The 21,683-nt window shown below is 39.2% G+C and carries 19 protein-coding genes; 14 read left to right on the top strand and 5 right to left on the bottom strand.

The features are described from left to right. Positions 1 to 189: 189 nt before the first annotated feature. The 4 genes from AS219_RS02095 to AS219_RS02080 are packed head-to-tail and all read left to right on the top strand — an operon-like array spanning position 190 to position 3,848. Entirely contained in the window at positions 190 to 1,158 is a 969-nt protein-coding gene (locus AS219_RS02095) for a ribonucleotide-diphosphate reductase subunit beta (RefSeq protein WP_067979451.1), read from the top strand. Then, positions 1,130 to 1,621, top strand: coding sequence for a Na+/H+ antiporter subunit E (locus tag AS219_RS02090; RefSeq protein ID WP_231861830.1), 492 nt, complete (start codon positions 1,130 to 1,132; stop codon positions 1,619 to 1,621). Before AS219_RS02095 ends, AS219_RS02090 begins: the two co-directional genes overlap by 29 nt. Beyond that, the gene (locus AS219_RS02085) at positions 1,618 to 2,919 is read left to right on the top strand and encodes a glutamate--tRNA ligase (protein WP_067979448.1); all 1,302 of its coding nucleotides are present in this window, start codon (positions 1,618 to 1,620) and stop codon (positions 2,917 to 2,919) included. The genes AS219_RS02090 and AS219_RS02085 overlap by 4 nt, the downstream gene beginning before the upstream one ends. Beyond that, the gene (locus tag AS219_RS02080) at positions 2,919 to 3,848 is read left to right on the top strand and encodes a hypothetical protein (protein ID WP_067979446.1); all 930 of its coding nucleotides are present in this window, start codon (positions 2,919 to 2,921) and stop codon (positions 3,846 to 3,848) included. Before AS219_RS02085 ends, AS219_RS02080 begins: the two co-directional genes overlap by 1 nt. Positions 3,849 to 3,928: 80 nt before the next feature. Here AS219_RS02080 and AS219_RS02075 read toward each other — a convergent pair whose 3' ends face one another. Further along, entirely contained in the window at positions 3,929 to 4,204 is a 276-nt protein-coding gene (locus AS219_RS02075; RefSeq protein WP_067979444.1) for a glutamyl-tRNA amidotransferase, read from the bottom strand. A 213-nt stretch (positions 4,205 to 4,417) separates the two neighbouring features. Here AS219_RS02075 and AS219_RS02070 point away from each other — a divergent pair, with 213 nt between their 5' ends. Genes AS219_RS02070 through AS219_RS02060 form a run of 3 tightly spaced genes read left to right on the top strand, consistent with a single transcriptional unit; the run spans position 4,418 to position 10,891 of the window. After that, on the top strand, positions 4,418 to 9,178 hold the full coding sequence (locus tag AS219_RS02070) for an NAD-glutamate dehydrogenase (RefSeq protein WP_067979441.1): 4,761 nt from the start codon (positions 4,418 to 4,420) through the stop codon (positions 9,176 to 9,178). A 4-nt stretch (positions 9,179 to 9,182) separates the two neighbouring features. Then, entirely contained in the window at positions 9,183 to 9,461 is a 279-nt protein-coding gene (locus AS219_RS02065) for a hypothetical protein (RefSeq protein ID WP_067979440.1), read from the top strand. Between the two features lie 56 nt (positions 9,462 to 9,517). Then, positions 9,518 to 10,891, top strand: a complete 1,374-nt coding sequence (locus AS219_RS02060; protein WP_067979438.1) for a PleD family two-component system response regulator — start codon at positions 9,518 to 9,520, stop codon at positions 10,889 to 10,891. Between the two features lie 313 nt (positions 10,892 to 11,204). Here AS219_RS02060 and AS219_RS02055 read toward each other — a convergent pair whose 3' ends face one another. The 3 genes from AS219_RS02055 to ccsA form a co-directional block, all read right to left on the bottom strand. Continuing rightward, on the bottom strand, positions 11,205 to 12,719 hold the full coding sequence (locus tag AS219_RS02055; protein ID WP_067979435.1) for a hypothetical protein: 1,515 nt from the start codon (positions 12,717 to 12,719) through the stop codon (positions 11,205 to 11,207). Positions 12,720 to 13,243: 524 nt separating this feature from the next. Then, positions 13,244 to 14,122 carry an aspartate carbamoyltransferase catalytic subunit gene (locus tag AS219_RS02050; RefSeq protein WP_067979433.1) on the bottom strand — a complete coding sequence of 293 codons (879 nt, stop codon included), beginning with the start codon at positions 14,120 to 14,122 and terminating at the stop codon, positions 13,244 to 13,246. Beyond that, complete coding sequence (gene ccsA, locus AS219_RS02045) at positions 14,103 to 14,804, bottom strand: cytochrome c biogenesis protein CcsA (RefSeq protein ID WP_067979431.1); 702 nt, start codon at positions 14,802 to 14,804, stop codon at positions 14,103 to 14,105. Before ccsA ends, AS219_RS02050 begins: the two co-directional genes overlap by 20 nt. Before the next feature lie 204 nt (positions 14,805 to 15,008). Between ccsA and AS219_RS02040 the strand changes: the two genes are divergently transcribed. After that, positions 15,009 to 15,626 (top strand): helix-turn-helix domain-containing protein, encoded by a 618-nt coding sequence (locus AS219_RS02040; RefSeq protein ID WP_067979429.1) that lies wholly within the window; start codon positions 15,009 to 15,011, stop codon positions 15,624 to 15,626. Between the two features lie 80 nt (positions 15,627 to 15,706). Here the strand turns inward: AS219_RS02040 and AS219_RS02035 are convergent, their stop codons facing one another. Beyond that, complete coding sequence (locus tag AS219_RS02035; RefSeq protein WP_082784585.1) at positions 15,707 to 16,156, bottom strand: hypothetical protein; 450 nt, start codon at positions 16,154 to 16,156, stop codon at positions 15,707 to 15,709. A 166-nt stretch (positions 16,157 to 16,322) separates the two neighbouring features. Between AS219_RS02035 and leuS the strand changes: the two genes are divergently transcribed. The 6 genes from leuS to AS219_RS02000 all read left to right on the top strand — a co-directional run bounded on the left by leuS (position 16,323) and on the right by AS219_RS02000 (position 21,673). Beyond that, entirely contained in the window at positions 16,323 to 18,818 is a 2,496-nt protein-coding gene (leuS, locus tag AS219_RS02030) for a leucine--tRNA ligase (protein WP_067979424.1), read from the top strand. 92 nt (positions 18,819 to 18,910) lie between these two features. Further along, positions 18,911 to 19,477, top strand: coding sequence for a DUF1013 domain-containing protein (locus AS219_RS02025; protein WP_082784584.1), 567 nt, complete (start codon positions 18,911 to 18,913; stop codon positions 19,475 to 19,477). Between the two features lie 284 nt (positions 19,478 to 19,761). Then, positions 19,762 to 19,977: a hypothetical protein gene (locus AS219_RS02015; RefSeq protein WP_067979419.1), complete on the top strand. Its 216-nt coding sequence runs from the start codon at positions 19,762 to 19,764 to the stop codon at positions 19,975 to 19,977. 37 nt (positions 19,978 to 20,014) lie between these two features. Further along, entirely contained in the window at positions 20,015 to 20,245 is a 231-nt protein-coding gene (rpmE, locus tag AS219_RS02010; protein ID WP_067979415.1) for a 50S ribosomal protein L31, read from the top strand. An 11-nt stretch (positions 20,246 to 20,256) separates the two neighbouring features. Next, on the top strand, positions 20,257 to 21,366 hold the full coding sequence (gene carA, locus AS219_RS02005) for a glutamine-hydrolyzing carbamoyl-phosphate synthase small subunit (protein WP_067979413.1): 1,110 nt from the start codon (positions 20,257 to 20,259) through the stop codon (positions 21,364 to 21,366). Then, complete coding sequence (locus AS219_RS02000) at positions 21,347 to 21,673, top strand: dihydroneopterin aldolase (protein ID WP_067979411.1); 327 nt, start codon at positions 21,347 to 21,349, stop codon at positions 21,671 to 21,673. Before carA ends, AS219_RS02000 begins: the two co-directional genes overlap by 20 nt. Positions 21,674 to 21,683 lie beyond the last annotated feature (10 nt).

Here is a 21,683-nt window from a genome sequence, read left to right as displayed (position 1 = left end):
GGATAGAAGCTCTTACACCCCGAGTAAGACATGGTACGCTTAAACACTTTAAAAGGCAATATGAACTGCCGTAGCGGTTTACAGTGTCACCTGAATTGGCAATTTTTATTGAGCACATGATCCCTTGAATTTTATGGATCAATTTGAGACAATCAGACTCCTCCTTTCTTCCCTTATTTGAGGTGTGATATGTCTCTCCTAGAGCCCCGTCTCTCGTACAAACCGTTTCAGTACGATTGGGCGTACCGAGCTTGGGAAATACAACAGCAGATCCATTGGTTGCCGGAAGAGATTCCTATGGCCGATGATGTCCAGGATTGGCATCACAAGATATGTAGTACGGAGAAAAATTTACTAACTCAGATTTTTCGTTTTTTTACTCAAGCAGATGTTGAAGTTCATGACTGTTATATGAGGCATTATGCTGGTGTTTTTAAGCCGCCGGAAATCTGTATGATGCTTACTGCTTTTGCAAATATGGAAACCATACATATAGCTGCTTATGCACACTTACTGGATACGGTTGGTATGCCAGAAACAGAATATCTTGCCTTCACAAAGTACAGACAAATGAAGGAAAAATGTGAGTATCTGAAGGCTTTCAAGATGGATACTCCAACTGAAATAGCAAAGACGCTTGCTGTATATGGTGCATTTACTGAAGGACTTCAATTATTTGCATCATTTGCGATTTTGTTAAACTTTCCACGCTTCAATAAGATGAAGGGCATGGGCCAAATTATTGCCTATTCTGTTCGTGATGAAACACTGCATTCTAACTCGATTACTAAACTTTTTCGTACCTTTCTGCTTGAGAATGATATCGACAAGTCAAAATTAGAGACAGAGATAAGAGAGATATGCGATGCTATGGTTCATCATGAAGATGCATTCATAGATCTTGCTTTTGAGATGGGGGACGTAGAAGGTTTAAAGGCATCTGAAGTAAAGGAGTACATCAGATACATTGCAAATCTACGGCTGAAGCAGTTAGGTTTTTCGGAGATATACGAGCAAAAAGTTAATCCTTTACTCTGGTTGGAGGCAGTGTTGAATACGGTCGAGCACACCAACTTTTTTGAAAATAAATCTACTGAATACTCTAAAGCTGCAACAAAGGGTACATGGGATGAGGCGTTCAATTTTAGTGATGCGTAGCATGTTACCGATACTTTCTCTGGTTGCATTCTGGCTGATTATTTCGGGTCAAAAATCGATATTTCTTTTTGTTCTTGGATTATCTGCTGCAGCGCTTTCTTATGCTTCTTATTTCTTTTTCTTGCGATCTTCATTGGATTTCTCCGTTGTTTTTTCTTTTCGCTTCTTGAGATATGTGTTGTGGCTCATAGCACAGATCTTTTTGTCATCCTTCTCACTTCTGAAGCTTGTTTACTCCAAGCATATACCGCATCTTAATTACAGTAGACAATTCGTTACTGAGGAGGAGTTATTCGAGAGTGATGTAATGAACGTCATTTTTGGACTTTCTGTTACGCTTACTCCAGGCACAGTGACGGTTATGATGGATAATCAGCGTATTTGTTTTCATTGTTTCAGCAAAGAATTTACTTCTGGGATATCTGAGATGAAGCAACGTATTTCCAATTCTCTTCTCAGATGATTACCCGTTTTGCACCAAGTCCCACTGGACTCATTCATTTAGGAAATGCAAGAACAGCACTAATTGCATACTTTACGGCTCGATCTTCTGGAGGCAAATTTATTTTGAGAATCGATGATACGGATGTCACAAGAATCAAGAGTGAATACGTAGACAAGATTTTTACAGACTTGTTATGGCTTGGGATTGAGGAAGATCTCTGTATCAAACAATCTGAGCGATGTGAGCTTTATGCAAATGCAGTAGTTAAGCTCAAAGAAAGTGGCAGGATTTATGCCTGTTATGAGACACCTGAAGAGCTTGAAATAGAACGTAGAGCACTTTTAGCTCGCGGTCTTCCACCCGTATACAGAAAAAAAACTGAACCTAAGCATTCAACCCGGCCTCCATACTATCGTTTTGAACTCAATCCTGGTCAGGTGGTTACGTGGGAGGATAAGCTTCGAGGAAGAATAGTAATAGATTTACATAGCACGAGTGATCCAATTGTTATAAGGGAAAATGGTACTTATACATATATGTTGCCTTCGGTTGTTGACGATATTGAGTGCAGAATTAGTACTATTATTCGGGGTGAGGATCATATTTCTAACACTGCTGTGCAGATACAGATTTTTGAAGCACTGGGGTGCACTGAAATTCCAAGTTTTGCTCATATGCCACTGCTTAAAATGCGTACTGGGAAGATGTCTAAAAGAGCTGGCGGTAACGAAATACAAGCATTTAGAGAAAATCACATAGAGCCTGAGGTGGTATGCCTATACTTGTTAAATCTGGGCGCCAAGTCTCAAGGTACTTTTGAGAATTTTAAGAATTATAGCAATTTTAATCTGGAAAATTATTCTTCGTCTTCATCCGTGACTGTTTTAGAAGATGAAATCTATGCTCTTAATGCTGATTTTTTGCGTCTTTCTACCTATGAAGATCTTGCAAAACGTTTGGGAGGTGTATCGAAGCCTTTCTGGGATGCTGTTAAAAATAACGTAAAATTTATTTCTGATGTAAATTATTGGTGGGAAATATGTACTACTGAGGATAAAGTTTGCTCTGGTACCGAGTGCAATGCACAACTTATCAGAGATGCTATATTGCTACTTCCTCAGGAAGAAGTCTCTTCCGAGACATATAGACGGTGGGTTGATCTAATCGTGGAAAGGTGCGGATATAATAGGAAAGAGGTTCATATCAATCTGAGACTTGCATTAACTGGAAAAGGAGGTGGTCCAGAAATGGCAAATATTCTTCCGTTCATAGGTAGAAAGAGAATATTGATCAGACTGAACGATTCACTTAGTTGATGCTTGAGTTAATAATACTATCCATTTTATTGGTTGTACTCTTTCAAAGTAGTAAGATAAAGCTTCGTGCGAAAAGTAAGGACTCTTTTACTGATTGTTTAGTCAAAAGTTGCGATAACTTTTATATCCGGGACTCTGCATCTGACACGGAGATTTTCAAGCTTGAACTAGATAAACAACAATACTATTCACTGGCAGAATTTTTACAAAATTTTACGAATGGTGATGCGCTTCAGAAAGCGCTTGGAAAGCACGTAGAAAGTGGGAAATTCTTTTTGAGAAGCAAAAAAAATGATGAGATCTCTATGATTGCTGTTCTATGTAAAGTAGAAGGAGGTAAGAGCGCGATATTATTCTTAGATCTTTCTGTGAGTTTGCAAAGTGTTAGTAAGTTGGAAAAAGAAAATACATATCTCACCAAGAAGGTGGAGTGTACGCAGCAGATGCTTGATTGCTCGCCCTTTTTATTATACTGGAAGAGCGCAGCTCATGAGGTTTACAATAAAGAATATTTGAACTGGAAGGAGTTCATTACTTTACCGAGTAAAAGTTGCGTTTTCGAAGTTGAAAGGGATACTAAATCTCTGCTTATTGATGCCAGGATCAATAGCGACGTGATTGCATTCTTTGGGCAGGATAATACAAGTCTTAGAACAAGTAGTGCCGTTGTTGAGCTTTATAACAAAAGGACAGAGATTATATTGAAGAATACGTCGGAGAAGATCGTGATACTTGATCATAATATGCGCAAGATAGCGTGTTCTAGGGCGTATCTGAAGGAAAAGATGCTCGATAAAGCAATCAATAAACAGAAACCCGAGCTCAAGGATGTAGTTACCCCAAAAACAATAAGGATGGATCTAGGTGACTGCTCAGTGAGTGTAGAGGTCATACCGTATATGAAAGAGACCATTCTTATATTTAGATAGGCAGCTATAAAGTGCAGATCTAAAGATAAATAAGAAAAAAAGCGAACCCAACTCCGTATTAGCCAGGACAAAGAAAGAGATTAGCCAATTACTTTCGGGACGACAAAATATCCGTGCTCAGTCTTAACGTGCGAGCGTATTTCATCACAGTGAGACTCCTCTTCAAAGCTGAATGTAAAGAGCTTCTCTTTCATTAACTTTACTCCAGGAACACACTCTCTCTGCTTTGCCATTTTTGAAATTCCCTTTTCCCAAACAAGAAGACTTTCTATTTGCGGTGAGAATTCTTTTAAGTCATCTTCTGAAAGAACAACCCCAGCAAGAGCTCCGCTCTTAAGAAGAATGTCGTCCTGCATAACTAAAACTTCATCTTACCTAAACCCGGGCGGATTATAACATTGGTTTGTAAAAAAAGACAATCCAAAATGAGCAACTTAACTATATCATGCTGGAGTTTAGAATATTTTTCGTTTGAGTATAAGAGAAAATATAAGCCTCGTTTTTACAACCAAAAATAAACAAAAGTTGTGCTACAATGACGTAGTTCGGTTCGCAGCCATCAGAGTAACATGGAAAAAAACACATATTCGCAATTTATCGCAACCATAGTCTCGAGTGTCGAGAATGGGTTATCCGAAAATTTCGTATCATTTGTGGAACAGTTTTATGCAACACTACCAACCGAAAAGTATGCAGAAGTAAAGTTGTTTTCTGAGATTGCAAATGAGGCTTACAGTTTTTTGAAGGAACGTTTGCCGCATCAAAGGAAAATTGAGATTTTTACCCTATCGAAAGTACCGGATATTTTACAGAAGGACCGGGTAGCAATATTCATTTTAAATCCTGATATTCCATTTTTAGTCGACTCTTTTACCGAAGAAATTAAGGCGAATGGTTTTACTGTATACAGACGGTTGAACGTTGTTTTATCAGTCGAAAGAAACCAAGACGGAAAATTAACAAAAATACATAAAAAGGAGAGTCCTGCTAACTTTGGGAATGAGTCTTTCATTTACTTTCTTGTCAGTTCTGCATCGCCTGAAAAAATCTCCGAACTACAGAAAAAGCTTGAAGATGTAAGTAGGCTTGTTGCAAATGTAGTTGCTGATTGGGGAAGAATGCTTACTGTTTTGGAAAATGAGATTCAGAGAATTGATTCTTCTGATCCTGTAAAGCAAAAAAATCCAAGCTGTTCACTCAGTGATGAGGTTACTGCGTTTCTTAAATGGTTGAACGACGATAATTTCATTTTCCTAGGTTACGACGAATATAGATTGGTGGGTAAAAAACTTGAAAAAGAGCCTACTTTTTCTCTTGGTATTTCAAAATTTGAAACAGAGCTCGGCGGTGACGATAAGTTTAGAGAGTACAAGGGAGTTCTACATATTGGCAGATCTAGGTATGTTTCTCGTGTCCATAGGCGCGTCAATGCCGATTGTGTGAGAATCAAGTGTCTCTCAGAAAATGGAGAAGTAATTGGAGAAAAGAGATTTCTCGGTCTATTTACGTCTCTAGCACACTATAGAGATGTCAGGCTGATACCTATCTTGCGTAGGAAAATAGAGAATATCGAAAGAATGTCAGGTTTTGTGAAGGGTGGGCATAATCATAAATCCCTCCTAGCATTAATGCAGGGCATGTCAAAAGGGGAGCTGTTTCAGACTTCAAGTGAAGAACTCCACAAGATCTGCAAAGGTATGATCTCTTTGGCTGTTAAGCCAAGTCTGAGGGTTTTCATCAGAAGAGATGAAGTTGGGATGTTTATTTATTGTGTTGTTTTTGTTCCAAATGCACAGTTTAGTATGAAACTGCGCTATAAGATCAGAGATTTCCTCACAAAAACCTTTAATGGTACTCTAGCAGATGAGTATGTTGTAATTGGCGAGTCTGGGCTTGTTAGACTGCAATTTGTTCTCAATGTCGGTTCTTTTGTTTCCTCGTGCACGGATGAAGAAATAGAAGAAAGGCTGACCTTGATGGCGAAGGACTGGGAAGATGAGCTTGGAGAATTGATTACAGATTCTGTGCTTGAAAAAGAGGAAAAATTAAAATACAGGGAGTACGTTGGAAAATTTCCAGAAAGTTATAAAGAATCTTTTGATGTCGCCTCGGCTTATGCGGATATTGGAAAAATATGCAATGTCACGCGAGAGAAACTTATAGAAGTTAAACTATATGAAGAAGGAAAACATCGCTATTTAAAGATATATTTTCCTGAAGGGAAATTAGAACTCTACCAGCTGATATTAGTTATCGAAAATATGGCAATGGAGGTGGTGGAGCATAACTGCTATAGGATTAAATGCACACCTAGAGTGATGATGCACCATTTTCTCCTAAAAAGCGGTGACGAGATGCTTTTTCCTCTCTCTCAAATAAAAGATAAGTTTGAGGATTCACTGCTAAGAATTCTTAATGAACAGCTGGAAAATGATGGTTACAATGCTCTGGTAGTCTTGGCAGGTTTATCTTGGCGTGAAGTTGTTCTATTACGTGTTTTTGCTGGATACCTGAAGCAGGTATCTTTTAAGTATAATCCCGCGTATATACAAGCAGCACTGTCGCATGTTCCAGAAGCTGCAGTGTTGATTATTAAGATGTTTCACATGCGTTTTTCACAGGAAATAGACGACGCTGTGAGAAATGAAGAAATCAAAATGCTGAAGGCAAAGCTTGAAGAGCTTTTGTCGTCGGTGACTAACATAATTTATGACAATATCATTAGGGCCCTTGCAGGACTATGCTTCGCGATACTGCGGACAAATTATTACATGAACAAAGAGTATATCTCAATTAAAGTTTCCTCCAAGGAAGTTTCTGATATGCCTCTTCCTAAGCCCTTTGTAGAGATTTTTGTTTACCACAGTCAATTCGAAGCGATACATCTGAGAGGCGGAAAGGTTGCACGTGGTGGCATCAGATGGTCCGATAGAATTCAAGATTTCCGTGTTGAAATTCTCGGGCTTATGAAAGCTCAGATGGCAAAAAATACTGCTATTATCCCTGTTGGTTCAAAGGGAGGCTTCGTTATCAAGAAAAGCATAGAAGATAGGAAGCTTATGGCTGAGATGGCAGTTCGATATTATCAGGATTTTTTGAGGGGTCTGCTCGATCTTACAGATAATATTGTCGACGGAAAGTGTCAAAAAGTGAAGGATATTATCGCTTACGATGGGGATGACTGCTATCTTGTAGTTGCTGCAGATAAGGGGACAGCTAATTTTTCAAATTACGCAAACGATGTTTCTGCAGAGTATAGTTTCTGGCTCGGTGATGCTTTTGCTTCGGGTGGTTCACATGGATATGATCATAAAAAGTTGGGAATTACTGCGCGTGGTGCATGGATCTCTCTTGAGATGGCTTTCTGGGAGAAGTTTGGTGAGTTAAAGAAAAAAGAGTTCACAGTTGTCGGTATAGGTGATATGTCTGGCGACGTATTTGGAAACGGGATGCTGCTCTCAGACGAACTGAAGCTCGTTGCTGCATTTAACCACGTGCATATTTTTGTGGATCCGAATCCAGTTAATCCAAAGGCCTCTTTCGAGGAAAGGAAACGGCTTTTCAATATGCCTACATCAACCTGGGAAGACTATAACCCTTCCCTTATCTCACGAGGTGGAGGTGTTTTTTTGCGTAGTGAAAAATCCATACGGATCAGTAGCGAAATGAAGGAGTTTTTCGAGATATCCGAGGATGTCCTTACCCCAGATGAGTTGATTAGGTATATTCTTCAGGCAGATGTAGATGTTATTTGGAATGGTGGAGTAGGAACGTATGTTAAGTCTTCTCAAGAAAGTAACGATGTAGTCGGAGATAAGTCTAACGATAATGTAAGGGTCGATGGGAAAAATATTAGAGCTTCGATCTTTATTGAAGGTGGAAACTTGGGTTGCACGCAGTTCGGTAGGATAGAATACGCTGCGAATGGTGGCATTATAAACACAGACTTTATAGATAACTGTGCTGGTGTGTCGTGTTCCGATATGGAGGTCAATATAAAAATTGCCCTTTCCAGCGCTGTTAAATCGAAGAAGATTACGCTTGAAGAACGGGATACTGTGCTGGTAGCAATAGAGCCAGAAGTAGTTAAATTAATACTTCTGAATATAAACAGGGTTCAGTCTCTTATGATGGCGATGGAGATAATGAGATCCGGTAGACAACTTGAACAGTATCAGAATTTGCTAAACAAGCTAGTTAAAGTAGGTCTTTTAGATAGAAAGGTAGAGTTTTTACCGTCCGATGACGAAATAAAACGCCTGTTCGCAGAAGGTAAAAGTTTCGAGCGACCTCAGTTAGCTGTTTTATCAGCTTACAGCAAGATGTATATCTATGAAAAAATTATAACTTCTAACTTGCCGGATGAAAAGATTTTGAATCGCTATCTCATCGGTTATTTTCCAACCCTAATGCGGGAAAGATTCATGGATGAGATCTTAAATCATCCTCTTAGACGTGAGATCATTGCAACGAAGCTTGCTAACGACATTATTAACAGATTTGGATGTACGTTTGTCCAAAACATAGTGCAGAACACTGGTTTCTCATCTAAAGAGGTAATCTATGTGCTTGTTGCAGTTATGGAAATATATGAACTTTCCCCAATTTTTGATGAGCTGGAGAATTTTATTGGGAAAGTAGATATCCATTCTTTCCATGGTATTGATTCGATCTTTGTGCAATTTTTAAACCGTTCAGTGCATTGGTTGCTCAAAAATTGTCCGAATCCAATAAACATTATCTCAATTGTAGAAGATTTCTCTCAAGAAATTAGAGAAATAACTCAAAGATTAGTGGAAATCCTCGACGCTGCTTCCCTTAAAAAATATCAAGACTCGCTTTGCGCATTCGAAGCCATTGGTCTGCCAACTGAACTGAGTGCCAAATTAGCAAGCTTGGGATTTATTGAAGCTGCTTTGGGAATTGTACAGACCCGTAAGATCATTCTTGAGAATGATGATCACAAAATAGATTGTCTGACTGTTGGACGGATTTATTTTAATATAGGTGCAGCTTTATCTCTTTCCTCTTTAAGGGAAATGGCATGTGAAAAGTTCGAAAATGGCTCTTACTGGCAAAGAATGTCCGTGTACTGTCTGCTAGACGAACTCTGCAAAGAACAGTTTGCGTTTACTCGTGAAATTGCAAAGTATGTCACCGAAGATGTTGACTACAGTGCATCAGTTGAAGAGTGGAGTAGTCAGTACTCTGCAAAACTTGAGCGCTATAAGTCATTTTATAACGAGGTTGCCTCCTCTGGAGAACTTGATATGAATAAGTTCATGGTCCTTGTAAAGCGTTTACGTTCAATGCTGTTGAAGGAGTATTAGTGTCATGTTAGGGGTGGGCTTTTTTGAGCTCCTTGTCATTCTTGGAATAGCAGTTTTTTTCTTGGACAAGGAGTCCATAAGAGAAATTTTTGGGACCCTTAGAAGTCTTAATGAGCGCTTTGAGCTACTAAAAAAAGAATGGATAGATTATCTTCATCGACCTGTATCTTCTAAATCTATTACTGGGGATGATGAGCAGATATACGAAGCTTATGAATCCCCACGGGATTTGCAAGAAGAAGAAAAAGATGCAGAGAAAATCGAAAAGAAGGATTGCGAGTAATAATAGAGTAACAATATAGTACTATACGTCATTTTGCTCCCTAAACGTAAACAACAATGACCGCATTAGTTTTAGTTGTGGATGATATCCCAAGCAACATTAAGATATTAGAAATCAAATTAACAGCAAAGTATTATCAAGTGATTACGGCTTCTTCTGGAATTGCTGCAATAGAGCTCGCTAGGCGGCATCAGCCAGATGTAATTTTGCTGGACGTGATGATGCCAGAAATGGATGGATTTGAAACGTGTAGACGTCTGAAAAGTGATTACTCCACCATGCACGTCCCAGTGATCATTGTTACTGCGCTCAACGATATTGAAAATAAAGTTGAAGGTCTGAATAGTGGAGCTGACGATTTTCTTGTCAAACCAGCGAAAGATTTTACCCTTTTCATAAGAATAAAGTCTCTATTGCGATTCAAAACTGTTCTGGATGAGGTGCGTCTCAGAATAAGCACTAAGTCTCAAATTACCAGCGGTACGGAGAGTAAAATTATAAATTATGTGGAAGATGTATCATCTGGAGTGATTGCAATAGTTGATCAACAGTATTCTGAATCCAAAGAGCTAGAGGAAATACTCAAGCCAACATTTCCACATGTACTTTATCTTACTGAAAAGGAAGCAGAATATACGCCCTTTGATGTCTTGATAGTAAATATCAGTGTATCTAAGGACCTGCTTAGACTTTGTTCTGCAATCAAAAGTCAACTCAAAACGAGGTCTATACCGATTGTAGCAATAGTTGATGATGAAGATGATGAAAGTTTAATCACTGAGATAACAGAACTTGGAATCAATGATTATATATGTGTTCCTATTAACAAAAGCGAGTTCATTGCCAGAGTAACTACGCAGGTCAAGCGAAAAAAATACCAAGATATCATCGAGAAAAATGTAGAAGATAGTCTTAAGATGGCCATCATAGACCCACTCACATCGTTGTATAACAGGTACTATTTTGAAAAATACATGGATGAGCTTCTAGCAACTGTAACAAAGTCACAAAATAAGACCTTTTCTCTGATGATGATAGATATTGATTACTTTAAAAAGATCAATGATGTTTGTGGACATCTTTCTGGTGACCTCGTATTAAAGCAACTTGCTGCATGCTTGAAAGGGTGTCTCAGGCTTAATGACTTGGTGGCTAAATTTGGAGGAGAGGAAATAGTAGTTGTTCTTGTAGATGTCGGGCTTAAAGAGGCTTTTTCTACCGCTGAACGGATCAGAAAAACTGTCGAGGAAACTGAATTTAGCACTATCAACGACGAAGTAAAGGTTCCGTTGACTGTTAGTATAGGAGTATCCGAATATCAATCTCGAGATACTGCAAAAACCTTAATAGGAAGGGCTGATGCAAACCTCTACATTGCAAAGGAGAAAGGTAGAAATCGAGTGGTCATGTCTGATCATTGTCATAAATGAATCTCTTATTATTGAGGTAGTGCATTTGACTTTCCTGGCATCAAATAGGGAAGGTTTTGCCTTCCGGGCTGATGGAACCTCGCCCTGCCCGCTGGTCTACAGAGAGAAACTTTTAGCGTATGTGGAGCAATACTGAGTGCTTATATGTGTTTCGGTCATCTACCTGTAGTATAGCTCTAAATATCAGAGTTATATATTTATCAGCATTACAGATAATCGTTTTTCTGCTGTGCATAAGTAAAGGTGAGACAAGATGTTTGATATTGCTGCTCTCTTTTGTGGTGATAAAAAATTTTCTAATTTTTAAAATGAGTCACATTTTCGATTCTCTATTTCCACTCCTACGCTCGCGTTCTGTTCTTGTTTCTTCCAACGGGCCAGGCATTTCATCATCGGAAATATCCTCATCGGAATTATGGAACTCTTCCATGCTGAGTTGTGGAAAGTTATTTTCTAAAAGAGATCTCATTCTGGCTCTTCTCTGATATACAAGGTATACGAGATACAGGAATCCAAACAATAGAAAAAGAAATATACCTACAGCCACAGTAGCCAATGCGATAACGCCCGTATTGGGAGCTGCACCCGTAGTTGAGTTGTTTCCTCTTGGAACAGTAGTAGTATTACTAATCCATCGCTCAGCACTTCGCATATGAAAAGCGCTTGAGCTATCCGCTACAGTTGAAATAACTACTTGAGGGGACGTCTCTGCAATTCTAGTCGTTCCTCTTCTCTCCCTGGTGATTCTTGGTTTAGCCCTTGTACTATTGCCAGTGCGAGAAGTAATGCTTTTTCCTCTCACTGTGACGGGCGCGGTTGCTTTCTGAGTGGGTGCAGCTGTTACTTTGGTCGTGCTTGTAGATTTTCGTCTTGCTTGATCTGTTGGTGTAGTCTTTCTCTCTTTTGTAATAGTAACGTCACTACTTTTCTCACATTGATTTCCACTAATGGCGAAAGTACCACTTGTAATCTCACCTTTGCTATTAGTGACAAAGATATTAAATCTCGATACGCTACTACCACTATCGTATTCTGGGTCTACACTCAAGTTTATAGCATCACTTGAGGTGTCCATAACCTCAGTCGCGGTACTACTGAGATTATTACCATTGGATTTTAAATAATATAGTTTTCCATCTGTGCAACTTACAATTGCACAAGCTTTGCTTTCTTTGCAGGCATTGACAATAATTTTGTCTACCTTGTTCCCACTTAATCCACCAGTCGGTGTAAATGTGGACATGGCAATATTACTTCCTGTAGAACTACCCTTTTTCAAGGTAGTGCCATCCTTTGCGAGCACTACAATACGATGCCCTGTCCCTACTTCTGCGGCAGAAACCGCTGTCACTGCAGTACTATCCAAGCCACTTACTGTCTTTGGAGCAACACTGCTTGTAATAATACCTGTATCACTATTGACAGAAAGGACCTGAACTTTTACAACGTTCGATTCTTCATATACTGCACAGAGTTTTTCCCGATTTACCGGGCCACAGGCATTTATATTTAAAAGCTTTCCACTGTGCTCATATCCACTACCCTGCTCCGTCAATTTAGCGCTGCTACTATCGACTGAATAAATGCAGCTCTTAAATTGTCCAGAAATCTTTTTGAATGTCAGTGCAACTTGAGCTGTATCACTTTTGGAGAGTGGATCAAGTTTTGGTGCAAATGATGAGCAATCAACCCCACTTATGCTTGTGATAGCTTCTTGGCCAGATGGATTTTTGACTTCTAAAGTTAGATTCATCCCGTTTTTAACTAACTTATATGTACATCCCCTATGGGTAAGATAAGCCATAAGGTGAGTCTCTTGCGCCTGCATAAAGAATTTGTAAATTATTTAATAAATTATAACGATAAACGTAGTGATTTTGCAGATGTAAAATAATTTATATTTCTAAAATTTTTAATAAAAATTTACAAAACTCCTAATCGGGAAGGAAATAGCAGTTATAGTGATAGCGAGATTGAGTTGTAGGAATTCTGAAATTTTCTCTTCATCGATAGACTGCGAGCCTTTCGAACTCTAGTTCAGGCGATGTAGAAGATACTTTAAGAGCAAAGCATATTAGAATTCATTCGTATTATCGCTACATTAGGCAATAAGAACCACTGCATTCAATGTTTCACGGAGACCTCAATGAATTGCAGCATAAGAAGCGTTCTACAATCGTATAAAACGCGGAGAACTAGAAAAATCCACCCTAGAAGGATAGCACTTGCTGGAACCTTTTATGTTGTATGTTCACGACATTACCCATGACTGGAGCTAAAGCGAACTCATTATAGTAACCCAGAGAGGCATCCACACTACTCCAAAGTTATTCTTCTTGATAGCGAAAGGCACTAACTTTTGATGAGAAAGTTCAATACAGCTGCCCTCACAAATTGAGAATTTCTGACCTGTGTCAATATTACATTTCTAGAGTCGTCAAGGACAGCATTTGAAATCTCACAATTTCTATGAACGGGTCCCGGATGCATGATGAGCACGTCACGACCCAAATCTTTCAAGATATTTTCATCAAGACAAAAAGGGGCCGTAGTGCCAGCCAATACTTTTTGCCCTGTACGTTCGGTCTGAGTGCGCAGCATTATTATAACATCAGCAGATTTAGCCGCTGCGGAAAAGTTGCTGTGGTAAACAATTTCTTCTACTTGGATTAGAGGCATGAAACTCAATGGTCCAGAAATCGCAACGGTTGCTCCAAGTCTTTGAAGTATGGGTATAGTAGAATGAGCAACTCTACTCCTTATGATGTCTCCACAGACAAGTACGTTCAAACCCTCTATCTTTTCCTTTAGTAGAAGAATGGTAAAGGCATCTATTAACCCCTGTGTTGGATGTTCGTTTGTCCCGTCGCCTGCATTAACAATACAACAATCGGTATATTTTTCTAAGAGGTGAAGAATACCACTTTGACTGTGTCGTACTACGAATGCGTTAGGTGAAAGAGCATTTAAGGAAGCAAAAAAATCGATTAAGTGCTCGCCTTTTTTTAGTGCGACGGTTTCCACGTTTACTTTTTCAACTATGCAGCCAAGCTTATTTGCGGCAAGCGAAAAAGAAGTCTCAGTACGTGTTGAGCTTTCAAAGAAAAGTGAAAAAATCACTTTTCCAGCCAGATCACTTTTAATTCCATTCTTCAAATAGAAAGCAGCCAGATCGAAGATCTCATAAATCTCATCAACAGTAATGTCGCTATTACTCAGTAGGTTTCTCATACAAAAGCAGCTTCTCTATTTTCTTTAAGCTCACGACCGCACGGGCATTAAAGTACCATAATACTAGCGCCAACACAAAGGATGCCAGAAACATCAATAATAAAGGCATAAGCATTGATGCATGAATCGATATACCACCACTTCTTATAAAACTAGATTTCTGATGCAATGTTGCCCACAAATAAACCGAAAGTTTAATAACGGGGACATTTGCTAAACCAACCAGGTTAAGTATAGCAGCTAATTTGATGTTACACTCTTTATAGTCCCAGAGTATGTAATAACCCAAATATAAAAAAAAGAGGACCAACATTGATGTCAATCTGGCGTCCCATACCCAAAATGCTCCCCATATTGGTTTTCCCCAAAGACTTCCGGTGATTAAACAGATTAATGAGAAAACCATACCGATCGGTGCTAATGCATAGGCAATTACGCCAAGCCTCAATAGAGAAAAGGACAAATATAGCAAGTTTAGTAGCCCAATGACACAGTACAAGCCTACACCGAGCCAAGCTGCAGGAACATGAATGTACATGATTCGCACTAAATTACCGTGTAATTGGTCAATAGGAGACGAAAATACAAAATAAAAAGCGAATGGATATAAAACGCATAAAGCGAATATCAAGCCAAAAATACACTTTTTTGATATACTAGTACTAGGAAAAAATTTTTTCATCGTGCAGTGCAATTGCTAGATTAATTGAATAGAACTAAATGTTGGTGCCCATTAAGCCTCAAATAAGGATTACTATGTTTCTGCTTAAAGTTGAGAATTTGCATCTATTTTAATAAATAATTGTGAATAATTGTACAAAAAAGATTGTGCACAATTTTAAATTGTGATACATCCACGATATATTTTTTTGATTGAGCAGCAGACATGACAAAAATCGCTGACCAGATAACAAACGTAATGGCATACAAAATCAGGAAGCGGATGGGAGAGATCGGCATCAATGCAAGAGAACTCGCTGAAAGAGCTGGGGTTGGAAAATCATTTGTATACGACATATTAAATGGTAAGTCAAAGAACCCTACTTCAAAAAAGCTTAACTCCATTTCAAGGGAATTAGGTATCTCGATCTCTTATCTTATCAATGTATCACCAGATTCAATAGATTACGAAAATTATCTACCCGTACACAGTTTAGATAATCATCTCGGTGTTAGCTTTCTTTTGAACAGGGCTTTTTGCGAAGAACACATAAGCGAAGCACGCGAACTATACTCCTGCACTATGTATGACGACAGCATGTTACCAAGCATAATGCCGAATGAAACTTTAATAATTAAAAAGTTTGTCCAGGGTGATAGAATGAAGTCCGGGGTCTTTCTTATACGCGATAAGTTCAACAGTATAGTGCGAAGCGTTGAACATATCTTTGGAAGCCAAGATGTTAAGATAACCCCGGATAACGAGAAATACTCGACCTACATCAAACACTTTGATGAAATTGACATAATAGGTAAAGTAATCTTTACGCTCAGAAGATTGTAACACTTTAAGTTTCTTATAGAACAGTCTGACTGCTCTGTAAGAAACAGGATTTATGAATAGTACGGTGTAACAGTATGGTGTTATTTTTTTTCCTCATCGCAATTTCGTATGCACACTGTTTTTGCTATTACTTCACCACCGCAGTTCGTGTGACATAGTCGGTGATTGTGGTTACAAGAGTTCTGGCATCTTTCATATCTCGCCTCTTCTTTCATTTCTCTGCGGTACTCTGCCATCTCTCGCTTATGGTATTCGTCGAATTCATCGAAGAAATCATGTTTTCCTTTTTTTTCTTCTTTTCCTATATTTATGAGGATATTTGCCGTCCGTGTATTATGAATCTTCTCACAAGAACTCTGACACATTTGTTTCGCAAGCAGACACTTGTTTACGCATTCTCTTCCACCCGGACTTTTTGGAGGAATAAAGCTATATGATGTCCTATACACCGGGTTAAAGGTCATACAGCCAGACAGTATGGTCCCGACTATAAGGCAAGTTATGATTCTATTAATATCAAAGTTCTTCATATTAATTCTCTATTTTTATATAAAAAATATTACAATATTGCTTAAATTTGGATATAAAGAAACGCTACAAGGTAAAACAATAGAAGACAATTAACATATATCTGTACTGTGTCATGTAAGTTGTCTTGTGCTAGAATCCCGTTCAGACTGTTTACGGTTGGACTACATGTCAAGTTACGATTTTAAAAAAATAGAACAATTTGCTCAATCTTTGTGGAACTTTTCCAGTTGTAACTTCCAAAGAGAAAAGTACTACGTTTTGAGTATGTTTCCATACCCGTCAGGGAAGCTACACATGGGACATCTGAGAAATTATGTCATCGGAGACGTCTTAGCGCGCTATAAAAGAAGTCAGGGATACGATGTACTACACCCTATCGGTTGGGATGCATTTGGTCTGCCTGCTGAAAAAGCCGCGATAAATAGCAACATTCACCCAAGACTATGGACAGAAAAAAATATTGCAAAAATGCGAATCTCTCTCAAGAGTATAGGCCTATCGTATGATTGGAGCAGAGAACTTTCAACGTGCTCTCCGGAGTATTATAAACACGAACAAAAATTTTTTTTGGCCTTTCTAAAAGCTGGTTTGGCATATAGAAAAAATTCCGAAGTAAATTGGGACCCTATCGACAAAACAGTCCTTGCAAATGAACAGGTCATTGATGGGCGTGGTTGGAGATCGGGTGCGGTTGTTGTGAAGAGAAAGATTCCGCAATGGTTCCTTAGAATTAGCGACTTTTCCGAAGAACTCCTGAAGGGATTAGATACACTTACTGGCTGGCCAGAAAAGGTTAAAATTATGCAGGCAAATTGGATAGGAAAATCCGAAGGAGCACTGATAAAATTTCGTATAAGCGGATACGAGGGAAGATGCATTGAAGTGTTCAGTACTAGACCCGAGACGATCTTTGGAGTCTCATTTTGTGCTATTGCGGTGGATCATCCTTTGGTCAATGAACTGGATTTATTGACCAATGCAGAAAAAGAAACACTATGCACCCAAACTACCTATGAGCCAGATCATTGCACTGATAACAAAAATTTTTCCGGAAAGGCAAATTTTGAGAAGGTTCACGAACAAAAGCTTGGCATTCTAACAAAAATAAGCGTGGAACACCCCTTTTCTGGCGATGAGCTTCCTTTATATGTCGCAAATTTTGTGTTTGCAGAATACGGTTCCGGTGCAATATTTGGTTGTCCAGCTCATGATACACGAGATTTTGAATTCGCACAGAAACATAATCTACCTTGCTTAAGGGTCATCTCACCAAAATGTACAAACACTACCCTACCCTACCTCCTAGAAGAAGGAGTAATGTGTAATTCAAATTTCTTAGACGGGATGGAGGTAATAGAAGCACGAAAATTTGTCATTAAAAAAATTTCTTCGATTGGTATCGGTGAAGCAAAGAACTCATACAAATTGCGAGATTGGGGAATATCAAGGCAACGATATTGGGGGTGTCCGATTCCGGTTGTGTACTGTGAAAAATGTTCAATGCAGCCAGTAAAAGTTGAAGATCTGCCTGTCATCCTTCCAGAAGAAGTAGAATTTGCGGTACAGGGTAATCCACTGGAACACCATCCAACATGGAAACATACAAATTGCCCAAAATGTGGTGGTCCTGCACTTAGAGACACAGATACTTTTGATACATTTTTTGAATCTTCTTGGTATTTCGCGGCTTTTTGTAGCAAAGATGGAGGAATAGATAAGAAGTCTTGCAGACATTTTCTTCCCGTTGATATGTATATTGGGGGAATAGAACATGCAATATTACACTTGCTTTATTCTAGATTCTTTATGCGTGCCCTGAACAAGTGTGGATACATAGAGATAATGGAGCCATTTCGTAATTTACTCACACAAGGCATGGTCTGTCATGAAAGTTATCAAAACTCTTCCGGTGAGTATCTATACCCTGAGGAAGCAAAATTACTACTGGAAAAAGGTGAAAAAGTTCTGGTTGGTAAAATGGAGAAGATGAGCAAATCTAAAAAGAACATTGTGGACCTCGAAGAAATAGTCTCAACATATGGTGCGGATGCAGCGAGGTTCTTCATTCTTTCTGATAATCCTCCAGAGAACAGTTTTGGATGGTCGGATAGGGGTATAAAAGCGTCGTTTAAATTTTTGCAGAGAATCAAAAACCTTGTCGAAAGGTACCTATCTAATGAAAGCAGTGGTAAAGTCGAAACAGACCGGGAAATTGAAATCCAGATTAACAGGATTATCTATGAGATGACAAAATACATGGATGAAATAAAATTGAATTGTGCGGTTGCAAAGATTCACGAGTTGGTCAACTTGTTAAGTGCGTCCGGGGCATTATCTAGAGAAACAATTTACATTCTTTTAAGGATACTTGAACCATTTGCACCGCACTTAGCCGAGTATTTGGCTTCAAAACTCGAAGGAGATATCCTTTTGTATAGTTCACCGTGGGTCACTTACAGTGAAGCACTTCTTAGAAGCGATACAATTAAATTGATGGTTCGGAAGAACGGAAAATTTATAGAATCATTGGAGGTGAGTGAAGATTCTTCTGAAGAGGAGATAATTTCCCTAGCAAAAAGATTGATCAAGAATGCTGTAGTTGATAAAGTGATATATGTTCCTGGTAAGATGGTTAATTTTCTTTGCAGTAATCCTGGTTAACCAAATGTTTAGAACGTTAAATTTAAGATGCTTTATAGTATATTCTGCTGTGCAGAATTACAGTTGAGTTTCACTATGGTGGTTTACTGATTATGGCTTCGCCTTTAATGCGCAAAGCAGTCGCTGTCTGGTTGGTAGATAAGACAGCTCTGACTTTTGAACAAATTGCACAAGCTTGTGGTTTGCACGTTCTGGAAGTGGAAGGTATCGCAGATGGTACTGTTGCACATGGTCTAATAGGGTGTGATCCCCGTATTACAGGAGAGGTGGAACAAGCTGATATAGAAGCTTGTGAAAACGATCCAAATAGGAAGTTGTCTATTAAGTCTATTGTCGATAAACGTAAGAGAAAAGGCAGGGCGTATACCCCAGTTGTCAAACGTAGGGTTAAGTCGGATGCTGCTCTGTGGCTTATCAACAAGTATCCTGAGTTAAGTGATGCACAAATAGTATCCCTCATAGGGACTACAGCGAAAATTGTAAAATCTATCAGAGATAGGACTTATTGGAATTATGAAAACTTAAAACCTCGTGATCCGATTTTGTTCAATCTCTACTCGCAGGAGGATTTGGATGAAGCCTTGCTGAAAGTAAAGATTTCAGAGCAAAGTGAACAGCGCCTTCGTGAGATCGAGGAAAGTATGCAAGACTCCATATAGTGTGAATACTTCAGCTGCTTTCTTCTCATTGCACGATTACGGTTTGTCTGTAGAGAGCTTCCTTAAATGTGGTCGCGAGTGTATGCACTGTTTGCCCATTTGATTTTTGGGCAGGCGGGCTCAGTTATTTTGGCCTCTTTATTTGGTTAAAATATTTATTCATTGTCGATCCTGCTGGTTTTGGTATATGGGACGCAATATTGATAGTAAGATATACCCTATACCAGAAGGTTCTTGGCCTCGTGTGCTTGGTCTTTAAGAAGAGTGGTTTATAGGGCGCTTTAATGAAAGATATCGAAGGAGCAATCAGGCCTACTAACGTGTGTCGTATGGTCTTTCGGTACTCGGATGGAACCGAGCATGTGGTAGAACCGACCCCGGAAGAACTAGCCGCGATTACTCGCGACGGCGGTGAGTGCCATACTGAAATTTATGGTTTTTTGGGTTTTGATTTTTTGGAGTGGCCCAGTTTTATTGCTGAAACTTCTTTACTCGGTTAGAATATTACTCCGTTGGTCATCCAAACACTTTTAGCTCATGAAAAAAAATATCCATCCAGAAACATATGATGTCATCCTTGAGTTTACTAACGGAATAAAACTCAAAGTAAAGTCGACTATGGGTAAAAAGGGTGAGGTTGTTACTCACAATGCCGGCGATTGGCCTCCTGAAACTCACCAGGCTTGGACAAAGTCCGCTTCTACGAGTATCAGGTCCACTAGTAAAGTCAATAAGTTCAAGGAGAAGTTCGGGGAAGACTTCATGTGATTTGCTTGAGGATGGACAAGAATTTATCATACGATAGCTGTCTTGCTTTTGCCGGTGGCGAGCGTTTTTTTGGGTTTTCATATGGTAGAAGAGGCATTGCAGTTGGTGAAATCTGTTTTACGACTGCGATGACGGGCTACCAGCACGTCATCACCGATCCGTCTTTCTCCGGTCAGATTATCCTTTTTGCTTTTCCCCATGTTGGGAATGTTGCAGTTAATTCTTGCGACAACGAGTCTTCCCGCGTTCTTGCTAGGGGACTGATTTTTCGAGAAAAGCCGCAGGATTTCTTGCATCACTTACGGATAAAGGATTTTTCTAGCTGGCTAGAAGATAATGGTATCGCAGCAATATACGGAGTTGATACGCGTGCAATTACTCGGTTGGTTCGCCTAAAGGGTAACCAGAGCGGTATTATTTTTCCCGTTAATGACATGGGGATAAATGAAGCTCTCTCGGTTCTGAGAGAAGCTGTGGATATGGATGGAAATGAGTTGGCTACATCTGCAAGTGGAAATGCACGATGCTTACCCTGCCCTGCTGGCGATAAGAGAAGAAGGATATGTGTGGTTGACTTTGGTATAAAGGATGGCATCCTCAGAAATCTGGAAAAATATTTCGCAGTTGTGGTAGTAGATGGAAAGAAAGGATTTTCGTCTGCTCTAGAGTCAGGGAACTTTTCTGGCGTTGTTCTATCGAATGGTCCGGGTGATCCATCTGCAACATATTTACAATTGCGTGAGGATTTTTCAAAAATTCTTGCATCTAATTTGCCAGTCTTAGGCATCTGTCTAGGGCACCAATTACTCCTTCTTGCATTTGGGTGTAAAACAAAAAAGATGCTTGTAGGTCATAGAGGAACTAACCATCCTGTTGTCAATCTCGAGACACAAAAAGTAGAAATCACTAGTCAGAATCACGGTTTTGTATTAGATGAGTCCACGTTAAATAATAAAGATATTATCGTTACACACAGATCTTTGTTTGACGGTTCTGTAGAGGGAATTAGGGTAAAAAATAGAAAAATCTTTTCTGTTCAATATCATCCTGAAGGTTCACCAGGGACACATGATTCCCACTACATTTTTACTAAATTTTTCGATGAAATTAATTCTCAATAGAGTCGCTCTACACACAGGATTAGGAATCCGAGCCTGGGAAAGGGTTGTGAAAAGAACGGTCTTACTTGATGTTGTTCTTCAGTCGGATGAGTTGATTAATTATAGTGTGGTTCTTGAACGCCTCAGGTTGTCCGTTACTGATGTGCACTTCGAGTATATTGAGGACCTAGCAAAGACCCTCGCTGCAACACTGATTAGTTGTTTTGCTCCAATTAAATTATCACTTGAAGTAAAGAAACCGTCTTTCTTCAAAGTACTTGAGTCTGCCTCCGTGCAAGTTGAATATGATAGTGAAAGCGATTCTTAAAAGCACCACG

Origin of the sequence: Neorickettsia sp. 179522 (genome assembly GCF_001593535.1) — a bacterium.
In the GTDB taxonomy this organism is placed as follows: Bacteria; Pseudomonadota; Alphaproteobacteria; order Rickettsiales; family Anaplasmataceae; genus Neorickettsia; species Neorickettsia findlayensis.
Note: the sequence above shows the minus strand (reverse complement) of the source record. Positions and strands in the feature narration are given on the sequence as shown.